The following is a 16,465-nucleotide window of genomic DNA, read 5'->3' as shown; positions in this document are numbered from 1 at the left end:
TTTAGTACTTGAGGAGGTTGGCGTCGTCGACACTCGCGGAGCGCCGGGTACGGAAGATCGACATGATGATGGCGAGTCCGACCACGACCTCCGCGGCAGCGACGACCATCACGAAGAACGAGATGATCTGGCCGTCGAGGCTGCCGTTGATCCGGCTGAAGGTCACCAGCGCCAGGTTCGCCGCGTTCAGCATCAGCTCGATGCACATGAACAGCACGATGGCGTTGCGGCGGACCAGCACCCCGGCGGCGCCGATCGTGAACAGGATGGCCGCGAGGACCAGGTAGTAGTCAGGTGTCACTTCTCTGTCCTCTTCGGTGCGGCCTCATCGGGCGTCAGCTCGCGGACCGGCAGGATCGGCGACAGCGTCCGTTCGGAGCCGTTGCCGTCCGGCAGGCGGCCGGGTACGGCCACCGACATGGTGTTGGCGTACACGCCCGGACCCGCCTTGGGACCGGGGTAGTTGCCGGGCCGGAAACGCTGCTTCATGCGCGTGACCTGGTCCGCGACGTCCGCCTTGACCCGCTCGACGTGAGCGAGCACCATCGCGCCGACCGCCGCGGTGATGAGCAGCGCGGACGTGACCTCGAAGGCGAACACGTACTTGGTGAACAGCAACCGGGCGATGCCCTGCACGTTCCCGGCGGCGTTGGCCTCGGTGAGCCCGACCACGGCCGTGTCCCCCAGCGACCGGGCGAGCCCGGTGGCGACCAGGACACCGAACCCGGCGCCGAGCAGCAGCGCCGCGACCCGCTGGCCGCGCAGCGTCTCGATCAGCGAATCGGAGGCGTCCCGGCCGACCAGCATCAGCACGAACAGGAACAGCATCATGATCGCGCCGGTGTACACGATGATCTGCACCGCGCCCAGGAACGGCGCCGAGTTGACCACGTAGATGAAGCCGAGGCTGAGCATCGTCGTGACGAGCCACAGGGCCGAGTGCACCGCGTTGCGCGAGAGCACCATGCCCAGCCCGCCGATGACCGCCAGCGGCGCGAGGATCCAGAACGCCCAGGCCTCACCGGTGGAGACCTGACCGGCGGCCTCGGCGGCGAACGTCGAGATCATCGAGCGACCTCCCCGGCAGCATCTCTGTCCCTACCCAAGCCTGGACTATCAGTCGGCGGAGTGGTATCCGTCTCCGACCAGGGAGCGCGCTCGGCGCCGGCGGAAGTGCCCGGGTTGGTCAGCGCACCGAGGTAGTAGTCCTTGTCGGTGTCACCGAGACGCATCGGGTGCGGCGGCTGCTCCATGCCTTCCAGCAGCGGCGCCAGGAGCTGTTCCTTGGTGAAGATCAGATCCTGGCGGTTGTCCCGGGCCAGCTCGTACTCGTTGCTCATGGTCAGCGAACGGGTCGGGCAGGCCTCGATGCACAGCCCGCAGAAGATGCAGCGGGCGTAGTTGATCTGGTAGATGCTGGCGTACCGCTCGCCCGGCGAGAACCGCTGCTCGTCGGTGTTGGTGCCGCCCTCGACGTAGATCGCGTCGGCCGGGCAGGCCCAGGCGCACAGCTCGCAGCCGATGCACTTCTCCAGCCCGTCCGGGTGCCGGTTGAGGATGTGCCGCCCGTGGTAGCGCGGCGCCGGCTTCGGCGGTGAGAACGGGTAGTCGGTGGTGATGACCTTGCGGAACATGTGCGCGAAGGTCACCCCGAAGCCCTTGAACGAGCCGGTGAATGTACCCATGTCACACCTCCTTGTCTGACAACGCGTCGGGCGGGGAGTCCGCGGTGCCGCCGACCGTGGCGGGCTGACGTTCGGCGACCGCCCGGCGGGCGCGTGGGCTGGGCGGGACCTGCAGGTCCATCGGGGGCACCGGGAAACTGCCCGGTGGCCGTGCGGCGAGCTGTTCCTCGATGGAGAACTCGCGTTCCTTCTTGCTGGCCGGCCACAGCAGCGCGATCGCGAGCACGACCACCGCGGCGGCGATGTAGACCAGGTAGCGCTGGCCGCCGTCGATCCGGGTGTTGGTGACCCGGACCCCGGCCAGGAACAGGATCCAGACCAGGTTGATCGGGATCAGGATCTTCCAGCCGAACCGCATGAACTGGTCGTAACGCATCCGGGGCAGCGTGGCGCGCAGCCAGATGAAGCCGAACAGCAGGATCAGGATCTTGCCGAACCACCAGATCAGCGGGAACCAGCCGGAGTTGGCGCCCTCCCAGAACGTGGTGATCGGCGCCGGGGCCCGCCAGCCGCCGAGGAACAGCGTGGTCGCGAACGCCGAGACGGTGATCATGTTGATGTACTCGGCCAGGAAGAACAGCGCGAACTTGAACGAGGAGTACTCGGTGTGGAAACCGCCGACCAGCTCCGACTCCGCCTCGGGCAGGTCGAACGGGGCCCGGTTGGTCTCACCGACCGCCGCGATGCAGTAGATGATGAAGCTCGGGAGCAGCAGGACCGCGTACCAGCTGGGCGCCGTCGGGTTCCAGCCCAGGATGTCGAAGCTCGACTCGCCGTTGCCGGCCTGCGCCTTGACGATCTGCGAGGTCGACATCGTCCCGGCGGTCATGAACACCGCCACGATCGAAAGACCCATCGCGACCTCGTACGAGATCATCTGCGCACTTGATCGCAGACCACCGAGCAGCGGGTACGTCGAGCCGGAGGCCCAGCCGGCGAGCACGATGCCGTACACGCTCATCGAGGAGCAGGCGAGCAGCACCAGCACCGAGACCGGCACGTCGGTGAGCTGCAGCGCCGTGTGATGGCCGAAGATCGACACCACCGGCCCGAACGGGATGACCGCGAACGCGGTGAACGCGCAGGTCGCCGAGATCACCGGGGCGATGAAGTAGACGACCTTGTCAGCGGTCTTGGGGATGATCTCCTCTTTGAACGGCAGCTTGACGCCGTCGGTGAGGCTCTGCAACCAGCCCTTCGGACCGACCTGGTTGGGGCCCGGCCGGACCGCCATCCGGGCCACGACCTTGCGTTCGTAGACGATCGTGAACAGGGTCAGCAGCAGCAGGATGACGAAGACGGCGACCAGCTTGATCAGCGTGATCCACCAGATGTCGTCCTCGAACGTCTGCAGCGACGGGTCCTGCGCGGCCGCGAGAATTCTCATCAGTTAGCCCCTTGAGCGAGGATCGGCCCCGGCTGCACGGCGGTCAGCCGGACGACGGCCCCCGACGTGACCCCGAGACTGCGCCGCAGCGTCGAGCCCGGCGAGTTCGTCGGCAGCCACACCACACCCGGGGGCAGCTCCGTGATCTCGACCGGCAGGGTGATCGCGCCACGCTCGGTGCCGGCCGTGACGGCGTCGCCGTCGGCCACCCCGAGCGACTCGGCGAGCGCCTTGCCGATCCGCACCACCACCGGCCGGGCGGTGCCAGCCAGCACCTCGTCGCCGTCGAGCAGCGAACCGAGGTCGATCAGGTGGTGCCACGAGGCGAGCACCGCCTCGTCGCGGCCCGGCTTCAGCGGGCTGCCCGCCGGCACCGTGGGCAGCGCCGGACGCGCCGACCGGCTGGCCGGCATCGCACCCAGCTCGCGGCGGATCGTGCCGACGTCACCGGTGCCGATGGACACGTCCAGCAGCGCGGCGATGGCCTCGAGCACCCGGCCGTCGGTCATCGCGCCGGTCGCCAGGACGGTCTCGAAGGTGCGCAGGCGCCCCTCCCAGTCCATGAACGTGCCGGGCTTCTCGGCGGCCGGTGCGATCGGCAGCACCACGTCGGCGCGCCGGGTCACGGCGCTCTGCCGCAGCTCGACGCTGACCAGGAACGGCACCGCGTCCAGGGCCTGCTCGGCGAGGCGCGGGTCGGCGAGATCGGCCGGGTCGACGCCGGCGACCAGCAGGCCACCGAGCGAACCGTCCGCCGCCGACGCGACGATCGCGTCGGTGTCGCGGCCCACCGTGGCGGGCAGCGCGCCGGGTGCGAGATCCCACGCGTTCGTGAGCTCCGCGCGGGCGCTCTCGTCGGTGACGAGGCGGCCGCCGGGCAGCAGGTTGGGCAGGCAGCCCGCGTCGACAGCACCACGGTCCCCCGCACGACGCGGCACCCAGGCGAGCCGGGCGCCGGTCGTCGCCGCCAGCGCCGCCGCGGCGGAGAGCCCACCGGGTACGCTCGCCAGCCGCTCGCCGACGATCAGCAGCGCGCCGGGCTCGGCGAGGGCCGCGGCGACCGTACCGTCGCTGGTCAGCAGCCCGGCCTCGGCGCCGGGCACCGCGGTGACCAGCGTCGCGCCGAGCTTCTCGAAGCCCCGGCTCAGGAACGGCGCGACGGCCGTGACCTTGAGCTTCTTCTTCCCGTGGGCCTTGCGCAGGCGCAGGAAGAGGATCGGGCACTCCTCCTCGGGCTCGAGCCCGACGATGACCGCCGCCGGAGCGTTCTCGACATCGTCGTACGTGACGTCGGTGACCCCGGCGACCGAGGCGGCCAGGAAGTCGGTCTCCTCCGCCGACAGCGGCCGGGCCCGGAAGTCGATGTCGTTCGTGCCGAGGGCGACCCGGGCGAACTTCGCGTACGCGTAGGCGTCCTCGACCGTCAGCCGGCCGCCGGTGAGCACGCCGACACCCTTGCCCTTGGCCGCCGCCAGCCCCTCGGCCGCGGCGAGCAGCGCCTCGGACCAGGAGGCCTCCCGCAGCTGACCGGTGTCCGCGTCGCGCACGAGCGGGGTGGTGATGCGGTCGTAGGCGGTGGCGTACCGGAAACCCCACCGGCCCTTGTCGCAGTTCCACTCCTCGTTGACCGCCGCGTCGTCACCGGCCAGCCGGCGCAGCACCTTGCCGCGGCGGTGGTCGGCGCGCATCGAGCAGCCGGCCGAGCAGTGCTCACACGCCGTCGGGCTGGAGACCAGGTCGAACGGGCGGGCCCGGAACCGGTACTGCTCGCCGGTGAGCGCGCCCACCGGACAGATCTGGATCGTGTTGCCGGAGAAGTACGAGTCGAACGGGACGTCCCCCTCGCCCTCCCCGACCTGGCCGTCGCCGGTGCCGTCACCGCCGAAGAAGTCGTCGCGGTAGACGTTGATCTGCTCGCCCGAGGAGCGGTCCATCAGGTCGATGAACTTGTCCCCGGCGATCTCCTCGGAGAACCGGGTGCAGCGCTGGCAGAGGATGCAGCGTTCCCGGTCGAGCAGCACCTGGCTGGAGATGTGGATCGGCTTCTCGTACTCGCGCTTCTTCTCGTGGAACCGCGACTCCGGCCGGCCGCTGCTCATCGCCTGGTTCTGCAGCGGGCACTCGCCGCCCTTGTCACAGGTCGGGCAGTCGAGCGGGTGGTTGGCCAGCAGCAACTCCATGACGCCGCCCTGGGCCTTGGCGGCCACCGGCGAGCTGAGCTGCGTCTTGACCACCATGCCCTCGGCGACCGTCTGGGTGCAGGAGGCGACCGGCTTGCGCTGGCCCTCGACCTCGACGAGGCACTGGCGGCACGCGCCGGCCGGGGCCAGCAGCGGGTGGTCGCAGAACCGCGGGATCGCGGTGCCCATCCGCTCGGCGACCCGGATGACCAGCTCGCCCTTGGCGGCGGTCACCTCCACGCCGTCGATGGTCAGGGTGACGGTGTCGGTCTTCTTGGCGACGTCGGTCATCAGTGCGCTCCTACCAAGGTCTTCGCCGACAGCCGCGGGGCTGTCCGGCCCTCGATGTAGCCGAGGTAGTCGTCCCGGAAGAACTTCAGCGTGGACATGACCGGGGTGGCGGCACCGTCGCCCAGGCCGCAGAACGAACGCCCGAAGACGTTGTCCGCGGTGTCCTGCAGGGTGTCCAGGTCCTGGAGCGTGCCCTCGCCGGAGAGGATCCGCCGGTAGGTCCGCACCATCCAGTAGTTGCCCTCACGGCACGGGGTGCACTTGCCGCAGGACTCGTGGTGGTAGAACTCCAGCCAGCGCCAGGTCGCGTACACCGGGCAGTCCTGGTCGGAGAAGATCTGCATCGCGGTGGTGCCGAGGATCGAGCCGGCCGCGGCCACCCCCTCGAAGTCCATCGCGGTGTCGATGTGCTCAGCCGTCAGCAGCGGGGTGGACGAGCCACCCGGCGTCCAGAACTTGAGGTTGTGACCGTCCTGCATACCGCCCGCGAGCTCGATCAGCTCCCGCAGCGTGATGCCGAGGCCGCACTCGTACTGTCCGGGGTTCTTGACCCGGCCGGAGAGCGAGTAGATCATCGGGCCGGCCGACTTCTCGGTGCCCATGCTCTTCCACCAGGCCGCGCCGCCCAGCACGATGTACGGCACGGACGCGATGGTGCCGACGTTGTTGACCACCGTCGGGCCCGCGTACAGGCCGGCGATCGCCGGGAACGGCGGCCGCAGCCGGGGCTGGCCGCGGAAGCCTTCCAGCGAGTCGAGCAGCGCCGTCTCCTCGCCGCAGATGTACGCGCCGGCACCGCTGTGCACGACCAGGTCCAGGTCGAACCCGGAGCCGAGGATGTTCTCGCCGAGATAACCCTTGGCGTACGCCTCGTCGACCGCGTTGCGTAGCCGGCGGGCCGCGTGCACCGCCTCGCCACGGATGTAGATGAACGCCCGGCTGGCCCGGATCGCGTACGCGGCGATGATCGCGCCCTCGACCAGCGAGTGCGGGTCGTACGTCATCAGCGGGACGTCCTTGCAGGTGCCGGGCTCGCCCTCGTCGGCGTTGATGACGAGGTAGTGCGGCTTGCCGTCACCCTGCGGGATGAAGCCCCACTTGAGGCCGGTGGGGAACCCGGCCCCGCCCCGGCCGCGCAGGCCGGAGTCCTTCAGGAGCTGGATCAGATCGTCCGGGTGAACCTGGAGCGCCTTCTTCGCGGCCAGATAGCCGTCCAGCCGCTCGTACGTGTCGATCTTCCAGGCGTCCGGCGAGAGCCAGCGCTTGGTGAGGACCGGGGTCAGTTTCTGGAGAACCTCATGCCGGGGCTGAGTCATTTCGTCTCCTCGTTGCCACTGTGGCCGGGGTTTTCCTGCTTGACCCCCGCCGCCTCGGCCGGGTTCTCGGGAGCCGCACCGCTCTCCGGGAGCCCGGTGCCGGCCGCACCCTTGGCGGGCGTGTCCGCGTTCGGGTTGCGCGCCTCGGCCGTACGGACCTGCGGGTCCTTGTCGTCGCCGGCCTTGACGGTCTCACCGGCCCGGCGCTGCCCGACAACCTGCTCGGCGCGGCCGACGACCTGCTCGGCCTTGCCCGCCACGGTGGAGGCAGCTGCTTTGACCGCGTCCGCGGCCTTGTGGACGATGCCCACCTTCTCGGCGGGCTTCGCCCCACCCCGCGCGCCGGGGCGGGCCGGGTCCTTGATGGCCTTGGCCGACTCGTCGCGGGCCGGCTTCGTGGTCGGGATCGGGGTGTCGAGGTTGAAGTCGGCCACCGCGACCCCGTGTTCCTGCGCGAGGCTCACGCCGCGCAGCGACGGGGCACCGGCCGCACCGTCGGCGACCGCACCCGCGCGGGGATCGGCGAACCCGGCGAGCTGGACCTGCATCTCCTTGAGCGTGCAGATCCGCGCGCCGCGGGCGGACACCGGACGTTCGCCCTTGCGCAGGCTCTCGGCCAGGGCGACCGCGGCGTCCGGGGTGGCCTGGTCGATCGCGTAGTCGTAGTTGACCGTCACGACCGGCGCGTAGTCACAGGCCGCGAGGCACTCGGCGTGCTCCAGCGTGATGCTGCCGTCCGCCGTGGTCTCGTCGTGGCCGACGCCGAGGTGCTCGACGAGGCCGTCGTAGACGTCCTGGCCACCCAGCACGTTGCACAGCGTGTTGGTGCAGACGCTGATCAGGTAGTCACCGGTCGGCCGTCGTTTGTACATGGTGTAGAACGTCGCCACCGCGCCGACCTGGGCCTTGTTGATGCCCAGGATCTCGGCGCAGAACGCGACACCGGAAGGGCTGACGAAGCCCTCCTCGGTCTGGACGAGGTGCAGCAGCGGGAGCAGCGCGGAACGCTCGCGGCCCGCGGGGTAGCGGTCCAGGATCTCGAGCGCCTGTGTCAGCAGTTTGCCCGCGAGCGGCGCGGCAGCCGGGGAGAATTCCACTGTGGTTCCGGACATCTAACGGTCACACCCACCCATCACGGGGTCCAGGGAAGCGCCGCCGGCGATGACGTCGGCCAGCAGCGCGCCTTCGGCCATCGCGGGGATGGCCTGGAGGTTCACGAAGCTCGGATCACGCAGGTGCACGCGGTAGGGATGCGTGCCACCGTCGGAGACCGCGTGCACGCCGAGCTCGCCGCGCGGGTGCTCGATGCCGACGTAAACCTGGCCCGCGGGGACCCGGAAACCCTCGGTCACGAGCTTGAAGTGGTGGATCAGCGACTCCATCGACTGACCCATGATCTTGGCGACGTGCTCGAGCGAGTTGCCCATGCCGTCGACCCCGATGGCCAGCTGGGCCGGCCACGCGATCTTCTTGTCGGCGATCATGATCGGGCCCGGCTTGAGCTTGTCCAGCGCCTGCTCGACGAGCTTCAGCGACTCCCGGATCTCCGCCATCCGGACCAGGTAACGGCCCCAGACGTCGGCGGTCTGCGCGGTCGGCACGTCGAACTCGTAGTTCTCGTACCCGCTGTAGGGCATCGTCTTGCGCAGGTCCCAGGCCAGGCCGGAGGCGCGCAGCACCGGTCCGGTCACGCCCAGCGAGAGGCAGCCGGTCACGTCGAGCACGCCGACGCCCTGGGTCCGCTCCTGCCAGATGATCTGGCCGGAGAGCATCGCCTCGTACTCCTTGAGCTTCTTCGGCATGTAGACGAGGAAGTCGCGGATCTTGTTGATCGCCGACTGCGGCACGTCCTGCGCGACCCCGCCGGGACGGATGTACGCGTGGTTCATCCGCAGGCCGGTGGTGTCCTCGAAGATGTCGAGGATGTACTCACGCTCGCGGAAGCCGTACAGCATCATCGAGATCGCGCCGAGCTCCATGCCCGTGGTGGCGATCCAGACCAGGTGCGACGAGATCCGGTTGAGCTCCATGAAGAGCAGCCGGATCGTCTTGGCCCGCTCGGTGATCTGCTCCTCGACGCCGAGCAGCTTCTCGACCGCGAAGCAGTAGGCCGCCTCGTTGAAGATCGGCGCGAGGTAGTCGGCGCGGGTCACGAACGTCGTGCCCTGGGTCCAGTTGCGGTATTCGAGGTTCTTCTCGATACCGGTGTGCAGGTAGCCGACGACCGGACGGGCCTCGGTGACCGTCTCGCCCTCGAGTTCCAGCACGAGCCGCAGCACGCCGTGCGTCGACGGGTGCTGCGGGCCCATGTTGACGACGATCTTCTCGTTGCTGAGCGGATCGATGCTGCCGGTGACCGTGTCCCAGTCACCGCCGGTGACGGTGAAGACCCGGCCCTCGGTGGTCTCGCGTTCGGTTGCGTATCCGGAAGATGTCACTGGTAGACCCTCCGCTGGTCGGGAGGCGGAATCACGGCACCCTTGTACTCGACGGGCACGCCGCCGAGCGGGTAGTCCTTGCGCTGCGGGTGGCCGTCCCAGTCGTCCGGCATGAGGATCCGGGTGAGGTTGGGGTGGCCGGTGAAGACGATCCCGAACATGTCGTACGCCTCCCGTTCCTGCCAGTCGGCGGTCGGGTAGACCTGGGTCACGCTCGGGACCTCGGTGCCGAGCGCCACCGCCACCTCGAGGCGGACCCGGCGGCGGTAGGTCATCGACATCAGGTGGTAGACGACGTGCAGCCGGCGGGAGTCGGAGTTGAGGTAATCCGCACCCGAGACCGACGAGCACAGCTCGAAGCGCAGCGACTCGTCGTCGCGCATGATCCGGGCGACCTCGGCGATCTTCTCCGGCGCGATGTGCAGGGTCAGCTCGCCGCGGTCCACGACGACCCGCTCGACCGCGTCGGCGAAGGCGGGGTAGGCCTCCTCCAGCGCGTCGTACACCTCGTCGAAGTAGCCGCCGAACGGCCGCGGGCTGTCGGCGACGGCCGGCCGCCGGCGGACCAGGCCGCCGAAGCCGGAGACGTCACCGGTGCCGTGGATGCCGAACATGCCCTTGTCGGGGCTGGCCGGGGTCTGTGCCGGGGCGCCGATCTCGGCGCCCTCCGGTTCGATGCTCACTTGCCACCCTCCCGCAGATGCGGCTGCAGCTTCATCCAGTTCTCGATGCGCAGCTGCTCCTCGCGGCCTTCCTTGACCGCCTGCGTCCACTCGAGCCGGCGGACCTTGTCCTCGCGGTACGACGAGGGCATCGCCCCCGGGGCCACGATCGGCACGTCACCACGCTCGACGCGGGCCGCCAGCATCTTGCGGCCGTTCGGGCCGAGCGGCGTGGCCATGACCTTCTCGCGCATCTTGAGGATCGCGTCGATCAGCATCTCGGGCCGCGGCGGGCAGCCGGGCAGGTAGATGTCGACCGGGACGATGTGGTCGACGCCCTGCACGATCGCGTAGTTGTTGAACATGCCGCCCGACGAGGCGCAGACGCCCATCGAGATGACCGAGCGCGGCTCCGGCATCTGGTCGTAGATCTGGCGCACGACCGGGGCCATCTTCTGGCTGACCCGCCCGGCGACGATCATCAGGTCGGCCTGGCGGGGCGAGGCGCGGAACACCTCCATGCCCCAGCGCCCGAGGTCGTAGTGCGGGCCGCCGGCGGCCATCATCTCGATGGCGCAGCAGGCCAGGCCGAACGTCGCTCCCCAGAACGACGATTTACGGGCCCAGTTCGACAGTTTCTCCACAGAGGTCAGCAGGATGCCGCTGGGGAGCTTCTCTTCGATTCCCATGGGTCAGGCCTCAGTCCCAGTTGAGTCCACCGCGCCGCCACACATACGTGTAGGCGATGAACACGGTGACGATGAAGAGGACCATCTCGACGAACCCGAACAGACCGAGCGCCTCGAAGCTCACGGCCCACGGGTAAAGGAAGATCGTCTCGATGTCGAAGATGATGAAGAGCATCGCGGTCAGATAGAACTTGACCGGAAAACGCCCGCCGCCGATCGGTTGCGGGGCCGGCTCGATGCCGCATTCGTACGCCTCGAGCTTGGCCCGGTTGTAACGCTTCGGGCCGACGATCGGGGCGATCGACACCGAGAAGAGTGCGAAGAGAGCGCCGAGCACAAGCAGCCCGACGATCGGTACGTAGGGATTGAGCGTCATGCCGTCTCCTGCTCGACTGTTAGCCGCTTCACACTATTTGTGCGCTTTTGCCCGTTGTCGACCGGGGTGCCCGAATTGCTTACACCGCCGGCGCCGCTTTGGTGAGCGCATTGATGACCCGGTCCATGGCGTCGCCTTCCCGGGGGTCCGTGAGGTTCGCGAGCAGCTTCAGCACGAAGCGCATCAGCGTCGGGTGCGGCATGCCGTGCTTCGTGGCCAGCCGCATGATCTGCGGGTTCCCGATCAGCTTCACGAAGATCCCGCCGACCCGGTAATAGCCGCCGAAGCGCGCCTTCAGCTCGGCCGGATAGGCGTGCAGAGCGCGCTCACGGTCGGGACCCGCGGCCCGGGCGAGCGCCTGCACGGCGACCTCCGCGGCCAGCTCGCCGGACTCCATGGCGTACGCGATGCCCTCGCCGTTCATCGGGTTGACCATGCCGCCCGAGTCGCCGACCAGCAGCATCCCGCGGGTGTAGTGCGGAACCCGGTTGAAGCCCATCGGCAGGGCGGCACCCAGGATCGGCCCCTCGGCGTTCGTCTCGTCCCGCATCCCCCAGTCCTCGGGGGTGGTCGCGAGCCAGTCGGTGAGCAGCGCCCGGTAGTTCGTCTTGCCGAACGCGCTCGACGAATTGAGGATGCCGAGCCCGACGTTGACCCGGCCGTCACCGAGACCGAAGATCCAGCCGTATCCGGGCAGCAGCCGCTCGGGATCCGACGCGCTGCGCAGCTCCAGCCACGACTCGAGGTAGTTGTCGCCGTCCCAGCCGGGCGAGTGGTAGTAACGCCGGACCGCCACACCCAGCGGACGATCGTCGCGCTTGGCGAGACCCATCGCGAGCGGAAGCTTGCCGGACACGCCGTCCGCCGCGACCACCAGGAGCGCCCGATACTGAACGGGTTCCTTGTCCGGTCCGACCCTGGCCTCGACCCCGATGGCCCGCCCGTCGGCGTCCAGCACCGGGCCGGTGACGTTCACGCCGGTCTTCAGCAGCGCACCGGCCTCGACCGCGCGCCTGGCCAGCATGTCGTCGAAATCAAGCCGGGTGCGCACCAGGCCGTAGTTCGGGAAGGTCGCGAGATCGGGCCAGTCCAGCTCGAGCCGGACCCCGCCACCGATCACCCGCAGACCGCGGTTGTGCAGCCAGCCGGCCTTCTCAGACGTGTCGACGCCCATCCGGACCAACTGACGGACGGCCCTCGGAGTGAGGCCGTCGCCACATACCTTCTCCCTGGGAAATTCTGTTTTTTCAAGGAGAAGTACTCTCAACCCGTGCCTGGCCATGTGGTAGGCCGCAGCGGATCCACCCGGCCCGGCACCGACCACGATGACGTCCGCCTCGTCGGCGACGATCTCGTTCACGGTCCACCTCCGTATCGCGTGGGCTAGCGAAGCAGTCGCTGATGGAACAGTCGCTAGTGAAACAGTTCACAAGCTAGCCCAGTTCGGAGTCTAGAACCGACATCGAGGCGGATCAGGGTTAGGGCGACCTAACTGTTTCGCGCTGATGAAATGCCCGCAATGCGAGGATCACTCTCCGTGCGTGGCGAGCGTTCTGCTGACTGCCCGTACGTAATCGCGGAACTTGCCCTCAGTCGCCTTGTCCAGCGACTCGATCAACTCATCCAACAACAGCTGCGCATACGCAGGGTTGTCAACCGCGACTCTGCGTAGAAGATCAGCAAGCTTCAGAGCCCGCCGCTCCCCCTCATCACGGTCGTCGATCGGAACATCGATGTCGGCGTCGTCGACAAGCAGGTCGGTTGTCGTCATGCATCGATCTAACACCCGAATCAACCACTAAACGGGCGAAACCTCGTTTTAATCCCTTAGTGGCGTGACACGGACCTTGCACCCCTGAACGGGCACAGCAGCCCCTCAACCACGTCGAGCAACCCCAACGCGGCACCCAGCCACCAAAAACTCTCCGGCCGCCACCCAGCCCCCGGCCGCTCCCAAACCCATGGCCGCGCTTAACCCCATGGCCCCGCCCAACCTCGTGACTACGCCCAATCCCCTAGCGCGCCCAGCCATTCGGCCGCCGCACAGCCCTTTAGCCGCCGCATAGCCATTTGGCCGCCGCCCAGCCTCCTGGTCGCTGACCGGCCTCTTGGCCACGCTCCGCCCTTCGGCCGCCGCCAGCTCCCGGCCGCATGCAGCCTCCGGACCACACTCAGCCCTTTGGCAGCCGCGCCGCTCCCTTCCGGGCGGCTGGATGGATGCAGCCGGGAGCTGGGCCGCGGTCGAGTGCTGATCGTCGGCTGAAGGTTGAGCGCCCGCAGGGGGCTGTGTGCGACCGGGATGTCGAGCGCGGAAGGCTGAACGCCCGGCCGAGGGTTGATCGCGGCTGAAAGCGAACTCGACCAAGACGCTGAGCGCGACCAGAGCGCGCTCGGGGGCGAGCGACAGCCGAGATCTGAGCGACGGCTGACGGCGGAGCGCCCGACAAGGGCTGTACGCGACCAGGGCTGAGCGGCGGGCTAATCGCGGAGCGTCCGGCCGGGGATCGAACCCGGCTTCAGGGCGAGCGCGGCCACAGGGCAAGCGCGGCCACAGGGCAAGCGCGGCCACAGGGCAAGCGCGACCACAGGGCAAGCGCGACCACAGGGCAAGCGCGACCACAGGGCAAGCGCGACTTCAGGCTGCGCTGCTTCAGGCCGCGCGCGGCGAGGAAGCCGGGCGGGGCTGGGTTGGGTGCGGCCGGGAACTGGGCGCAACCAGAGGCTGATCGCCGGCTGAAGTCTGATCGCCCACCGGCGCCGATCAGCCTTCAGCCGCCGCCGAGCCGGGGTGGCCGATGCTCAGCCCTGCGGCTGCCCTCAAGCCCCTCGGTCACGCCAAGCCCGACGGTCACGCCCAGCTCTTGGTCGCGACCAGCATCCGCCGCGCCCAGCAGCTGTTCGCGCCCAGCGCTTGGTCACGCCCAACCCTCGACCACGCACAGCCCTCGGCCGCGCTCAGTTCTCGGCCGCGCTCAGTTCTCGGCCGCGCTCAGTTCTCGGCCGCGCTCAGTTCTCGGCCGCGCTCAGATCTCGGCCGCGCTCAGATCTCGGCCGCGCTCAGATCTCGGCCGCGCTCAGATCTCGGCCGCGCTCAGATCTCGGCCGCGCTCAGTTCTTGGTTGCTCGGTGCAGGGCGACGACTCCGCCGGTCAGATTGCGCCAGCCGACCCGGCTCCATGGGCCGGCGGCGGTGATGCGGGCGGCCAGCGCCTCCTGATTCGGCCAGGCGCGGATCGACTCGGCCAGGTAGACGTATGCGTCGGGGTTGCTTGAGACGGTGCGGGCCACCGCCGGGAGGCTGCGCATGAGGTAGGAGAGGTAGACCGTACGGAATGCGAAGTTTGTCGGGCTGCTGAACTCGCACACCACCAAGCGCCCGCCCGGCCGGACCACCCGGGCCAGCTCGCGCAGCGCGGCCTCGGTGTCGACGACGTTGCGCAGGGCGAAGGAGATCGTCACCGCGTCGAAAGCCTCGTCGGCGAACGGGAGCTTGAGCGCGTCCCCAGCCACCAGCGGTACGGTTCGCCCGTCGCCCCGGCCGGCCCGCAGCATGCCGGTGGAGATGTCGGCGCCGACCGCGTAGGCGCCCGAGCGGCCGAGTTCCTCGGTTGACACCCCGGTGCCGGCCCCGACGTCCAGCACCCGCTCGCCCGGTCGCAGGCCCAGTGCCGCCCGGGTCGATCGCCGCCAGCCGCGGTCCTGGCCGAGGGAGATGACGGTGTTCGTCAGGTCATACCGCTGGGCCACGCCGTCGAACATCTCGGCGACCTCGTGCGGTTGCTTGTCCAGGTCTGCGCGCGTCACGCCATGAATAGTGCCACCCGGCACATACAGAACGGGCGGGATGGTGACCCATCCCGCCCGTTCCTTGCTGCGTTATATATACGACCGCCATCGGTCGGGTCCGAACCCGCCCCGCCGGCGGTCACTATGCCTCGGCGACGCTTCAAGTGCTGCTTGTTACCAGGGCAACGTAACCAGCGTGAACGCCCTGTACCAGGGACACGCACACGTCGTTACCCAGGAGCAACCAGCCCCTCCCCGGACCGACGACCACCACCTGGCCGATCGGCCAGCCGGTACGGTCGTACGGACCAGCGGGGCCCCTACGAAGCGTCGACCAGGGGAAGGTTCTTGCGTCCGCCGTTCGGCATCGCGATCGACGAGTAGTGCGACATGACCCGCTCGTCGGTGGGGTCGTCCGCCGCGGTGCGGTGCACGGCCAGGTGGCGGTAGAGCGTGTCGCGCTGGGCCGGGATGCGGTCGGCGGTGCGGATCATCGAGATCAGCTCGACGAGGTTCGACTTGTGCCGGGCGCCGGCGGAGGAGATCACGTTCTCCTCGAGCATGATCGAGCCGAGATCGTCCACGCCCATGTGCAGCGACAACTGGCCGACGTCCTTGCCCGTGGTCAGCCACGAGGACTGCAGGTGCGCGACGTTGTCGAAGAACAGCCGGGACACCGAGACGAACCGCAGGTATTCGATCCGCGTCGCCTGGGTCCGGCCCTTGAGGTGGTTGTTCTCCGGCTGGTAGGTCCACGGGATGAAGGACCGGAACCCGCCCTTGCCGGTGTCCGCCTCGACCGGCGAGTCGACGTAGCCGTTCGCCACCGCGAGGTCCTGCACGTCGCGGATCATCCGGATGTGCTCGATCCGCTCGGCGTTGGTCTCGCCGGTGCCCATCATCATGGTGGCGGTGCTGCTCAGGCCGTTGCGGTGGGCCACGGCCATGACCTCGAGCCAGCGCGCGCCGGATTCCTTGAGCGGGGCGATCGCCTGACGCGGGCGCTCGGGGAGCATCTCCGCGCCGGCTCCCGCGATCGAGTCCAGCCCGGCCGCCTTGATCCGCACGATCGCCTCCTCGATGGAGACGCCGGAGACCTTGGCCATGTGCAGGATCTCGCTGGGCCCGATCGAGTGGATCACGAGCTGCGGGAACGCCTCTTTGACCGACGAGAACAGGGTCTCGTAGTACTCCACGCCGTAATCGGGGTGGTGCCCGCCCTGCAGCATGACCTGGGTGGCGCCGAGGTCGAGGGCCTCGCCGCACCGCTGGAGGATCTCCTCCATGGGGTGCGACCAGCCCTCTTTGTGCTTCGGGGCGCGGTAGAACGCACAGAACTTGCACGCCGTGACACACACGTTCGTGTAGTTGATGTTGCGATCGATCAGATAGGTGACGATGCCGTCCGGATAACGCCGTCGCCGTACGGCGTCAGCGGCCTCACCCAGCCCGTGGAAGGGCGCGTCGGTGTAGAGCAGCAGCGCCTCCTCGGGCGTGATCCGCCCGCCGTCGGCCGCACGCTGCAGAATGCTGTCGATCTCCGCGTTCACCGTCACACCCGGAAGCCTACGTCTCATCCCCGCCAACGGTCAGCGGCGCGGGTCACTGCCCTGCGCTCGCCCGGCCCGCAAAGATACGCAAGAGGGGTCACCCGG

15 protein-coding genes are annotated in these 16,465 nt (G+C 68.9%); all 15 read right to left on the bottom strand.

The annotated features are described in order from the left end of the window. Position 1: 1 nt before the first annotated feature. On the bottom strand, positions 2–301 hold the full coding sequence (nuoK, locus tag ACIA6A_RS21985) for an NADH-quinone oxidoreductase subunit NuoK (protein ID WP_015618499.1): 300 nt from the start codon (positions 299–301) through the stop codon (positions 2–4). Then, complete coding sequence (locus tag ACIA6A_RS21980) at positions 298–1,068, bottom strand: NADH-quinone oxidoreductase subunit J (protein ID WP_396099644.1); 771 nt, start codon at positions 1,066–1,068, stop codon at positions 298–300. Before ACIA6A_RS21980 ends, nuoK begins: the two co-directional genes overlap by 4 nt. Beyond that, positions 1,065–1,685 carry an NADH-quinone oxidoreductase subunit NuoI gene (gene nuoI / locus ACIA6A_RS21975; RefSeq protein ID WP_396099643.1) on the bottom strand — a complete coding sequence of 207 codons (621 nt, stop codon included), beginning with the start codon at positions 1,683–1,685 and terminating at the stop codon, positions 1,065–1,067. The genes ACIA6A_RS21980 and nuoI overlap by 4 nt, the downstream gene beginning before the upstream one ends. A 1-nt stretch (position 1,686) precedes the next feature. Continuing rightward, positions 1,687–3,072, bottom strand: coding sequence for an NADH-quinone oxidoreductase subunit NuoH (gene nuoH / locus ACIA6A_RS21970; protein WP_396099641.1), 1,386 nt, complete (start codon positions 3,070–3,072; stop codon positions 1,687–1,689). After that, positions 3,072–5,543 (bottom strand): NADH-quinone oxidoreductase subunit G, encoded by a 2,472-nt coding sequence (locus tag ACIA6A_RS21965; RefSeq protein ID WP_396099640.1) that lies wholly within the window; start codon positions 5,541–5,543, stop codon positions 3,072–3,074. Before ACIA6A_RS21965 ends, nuoH begins: the two co-directional genes overlap by 1 nt. After that, positions 5,543–6,859, bottom strand: a complete 1,317-nt coding sequence (gene nuoF, locus ACIA6A_RS21960; RefSeq protein ID WP_396099639.1) for an NADH-quinone oxidoreductase subunit NuoF — start codon at positions 6,857–6,859, stop codon at positions 5,543–5,545. The genes ACIA6A_RS21965 and nuoF overlap by 1 nt, the downstream gene beginning before the upstream one ends. Beyond that, complete coding sequence (gene nuoE / locus ACIA6A_RS21955) at positions 6,856–7,971, bottom strand: NADH-quinone oxidoreductase subunit NuoE (RefSeq protein WP_396099638.1); 1,116 nt, start codon at positions 7,969–7,971, stop codon at positions 6,856–6,858. The genes nuoF and nuoE overlap by 4 nt, the downstream gene beginning before the upstream one ends. Continuing rightward, positions 7,972–9,297: an NADH-quinone oxidoreductase subunit D gene (locus ACIA6A_RS21950; RefSeq protein ID WP_396099637.1), complete on the bottom strand. Its 1,326-nt coding sequence runs from the start codon at positions 9,295–9,297 to the stop codon at positions 7,972–7,974. Beyond that, positions 9,294–10,019 (bottom strand): NADH-quinone oxidoreductase subunit C, encoded by a 726-nt coding sequence (locus tag ACIA6A_RS21945; RefSeq protein WP_396099961.1) that lies wholly within the window; start codon positions 10,017–10,019, stop codon positions 9,294–9,296. Before ACIA6A_RS21945 ends, ACIA6A_RS21950 begins: the two co-directional genes overlap by 4 nt. Continuing rightward, entirely contained in the window at positions 9,977–10,648 is a 672-nt protein-coding gene (locus ACIA6A_RS21940; protein ID WP_396099636.1) for a NuoB/complex I 20 kDa subunit family protein, read from the bottom strand. The genes ACIA6A_RS21945 and ACIA6A_RS21940 overlap by 43 nt, the downstream gene beginning before the upstream one ends. A gap of 10 nt (positions 10,649–10,658) precedes the next feature. After that, positions 10,659–11,024, bottom strand: a complete 366-nt coding sequence (locus ACIA6A_RS21935; RefSeq protein ID WP_396099635.1) for an NADH-quinone oxidoreductase subunit A — start codon at positions 11,022–11,024, stop codon at positions 10,659–10,661. Positions 11,025–11,103: 79 nt separating this feature from the next. Beyond that, positions 11,104–12,384 carry a geranylgeranyl reductase family protein gene (locus ACIA6A_RS21930; RefSeq protein ID WP_396099634.1) on the bottom strand — a complete coding sequence of 427 codons (1,281 nt, stop codon included), beginning with the start codon at positions 12,382–12,384 and terminating at the stop codon, positions 11,104–11,106. Positions 12,385–12,552: 168 nt separating this feature from the next. Then, positions 12,553–12,795 (bottom strand): hypothetical protein, encoded by a 243-nt coding sequence (locus ACIA6A_RS21925; RefSeq protein WP_396099633.1) that lies wholly within the window; start codon positions 12,793–12,795, stop codon positions 12,553–12,555. A 1,337-nt stretch (positions 12,796–14,132) separates the two neighbouring features. Further along, positions 14,133–14,828 (bottom strand): demethylmenaquinone methyltransferase, encoded by a 696-nt coding sequence (locus ACIA6A_RS21920; RefSeq protein WP_396099632.1) that lies wholly within the window; start codon positions 14,826–14,828, stop codon positions 14,133–14,135. Between the two features lie 302 nt (positions 14,829–15,130). Then, the gene (gene mqnC / locus ACIA6A_RS21915; protein ID WP_396099631.1) at positions 15,131–16,366 is read right to left on the bottom strand and encodes a cyclic dehypoxanthinyl futalosine synthase; all 1,236 of its coding nucleotides are present in this window, start codon (positions 16,364–16,366) and stop codon (positions 15,131–15,133) included. Between the last annotated feature and the right edge of the window lie 99 nt (positions 16,367–16,465).

Origin of the sequence: Actinoplanes sp. NPDC051494 (genome assembly GCF_044454705.1) — a bacterium.
Classification (GTDB): Bacteria; Actinomycetota; Actinomycetes; order Mycobacteriales; family Micromonosporaceae; genus Actinoplanes.
The sequence above is the reverse complement of the archived record's forward strand: the minus strand, read 5'-3'. Positions and strand labels throughout refer to the sequence as shown.

Excerpts from the sequence above, each read along its gene's own strand:
- ACIA6A_RS21980 (WP_396099644.1), bottom strand. The coding sequence starts at position 1,068 with ATGATCTCGACGTTCGCCGCCGAGGCCGCCGGTCAGGTCTCCACCGGT.
- nuoI (WP_396099643.1), bottom strand. The coding sequence starts at position 1,685 with ATGGGTACATTCACCGGCTCGTTCAAGGGCTTCGGGGTGACCTTCGCG.
- nuoH (WP_396099641.1), bottom strand. The coding sequence starts at position 3,072 with ATGAGAATTCTCGCGGCCGCGCAGGACCCGTCGCTGCAGACGTTCGAG.
- ACIA6A_RS21965 (WP_396099640.1), bottom strand. The coding sequence starts at position 5,543 with ATGACCGACGTCGCCAAGAAGACCGACACCGTCACCCTGACCATCGAC.
- nuoF (WP_396099639.1), bottom strand. The coding sequence starts at position 6,859 with ATGACTCAGCCCCGGCATGAGGTTCTCCAGAAACTGACCCCGGTCCTC.
- nuoE (WP_396099638.1), bottom strand. The coding sequence starts at position 7,971 with ATGTCCGGAACCACAGTGGAATTCTCCCCGGCTGCCGCGCCGCTCGCG.
- ACIA6A_RS21940 (WP_396099636.1), bottom strand. The coding sequence starts at position 10,648 with ATGGGAATCGAAGAGAAGCTCCCCAGCGGCATCCTGCTGACCTCTGTG.
- ACIA6A_RS21935 (WP_396099635.1), bottom strand. The coding sequence starts at position 11,024 with ATGACGCTCAATCCCTACGTACCGATCGTCGGGCTGCTTGTGCTCGGC.
- ACIA6A_RS21925 (WP_396099633.1), bottom strand. The coding sequence starts at position 12,795 with ATGACGACAACCGACCTGCTTGTCGACGACGCCGACATCGATGTTCCG.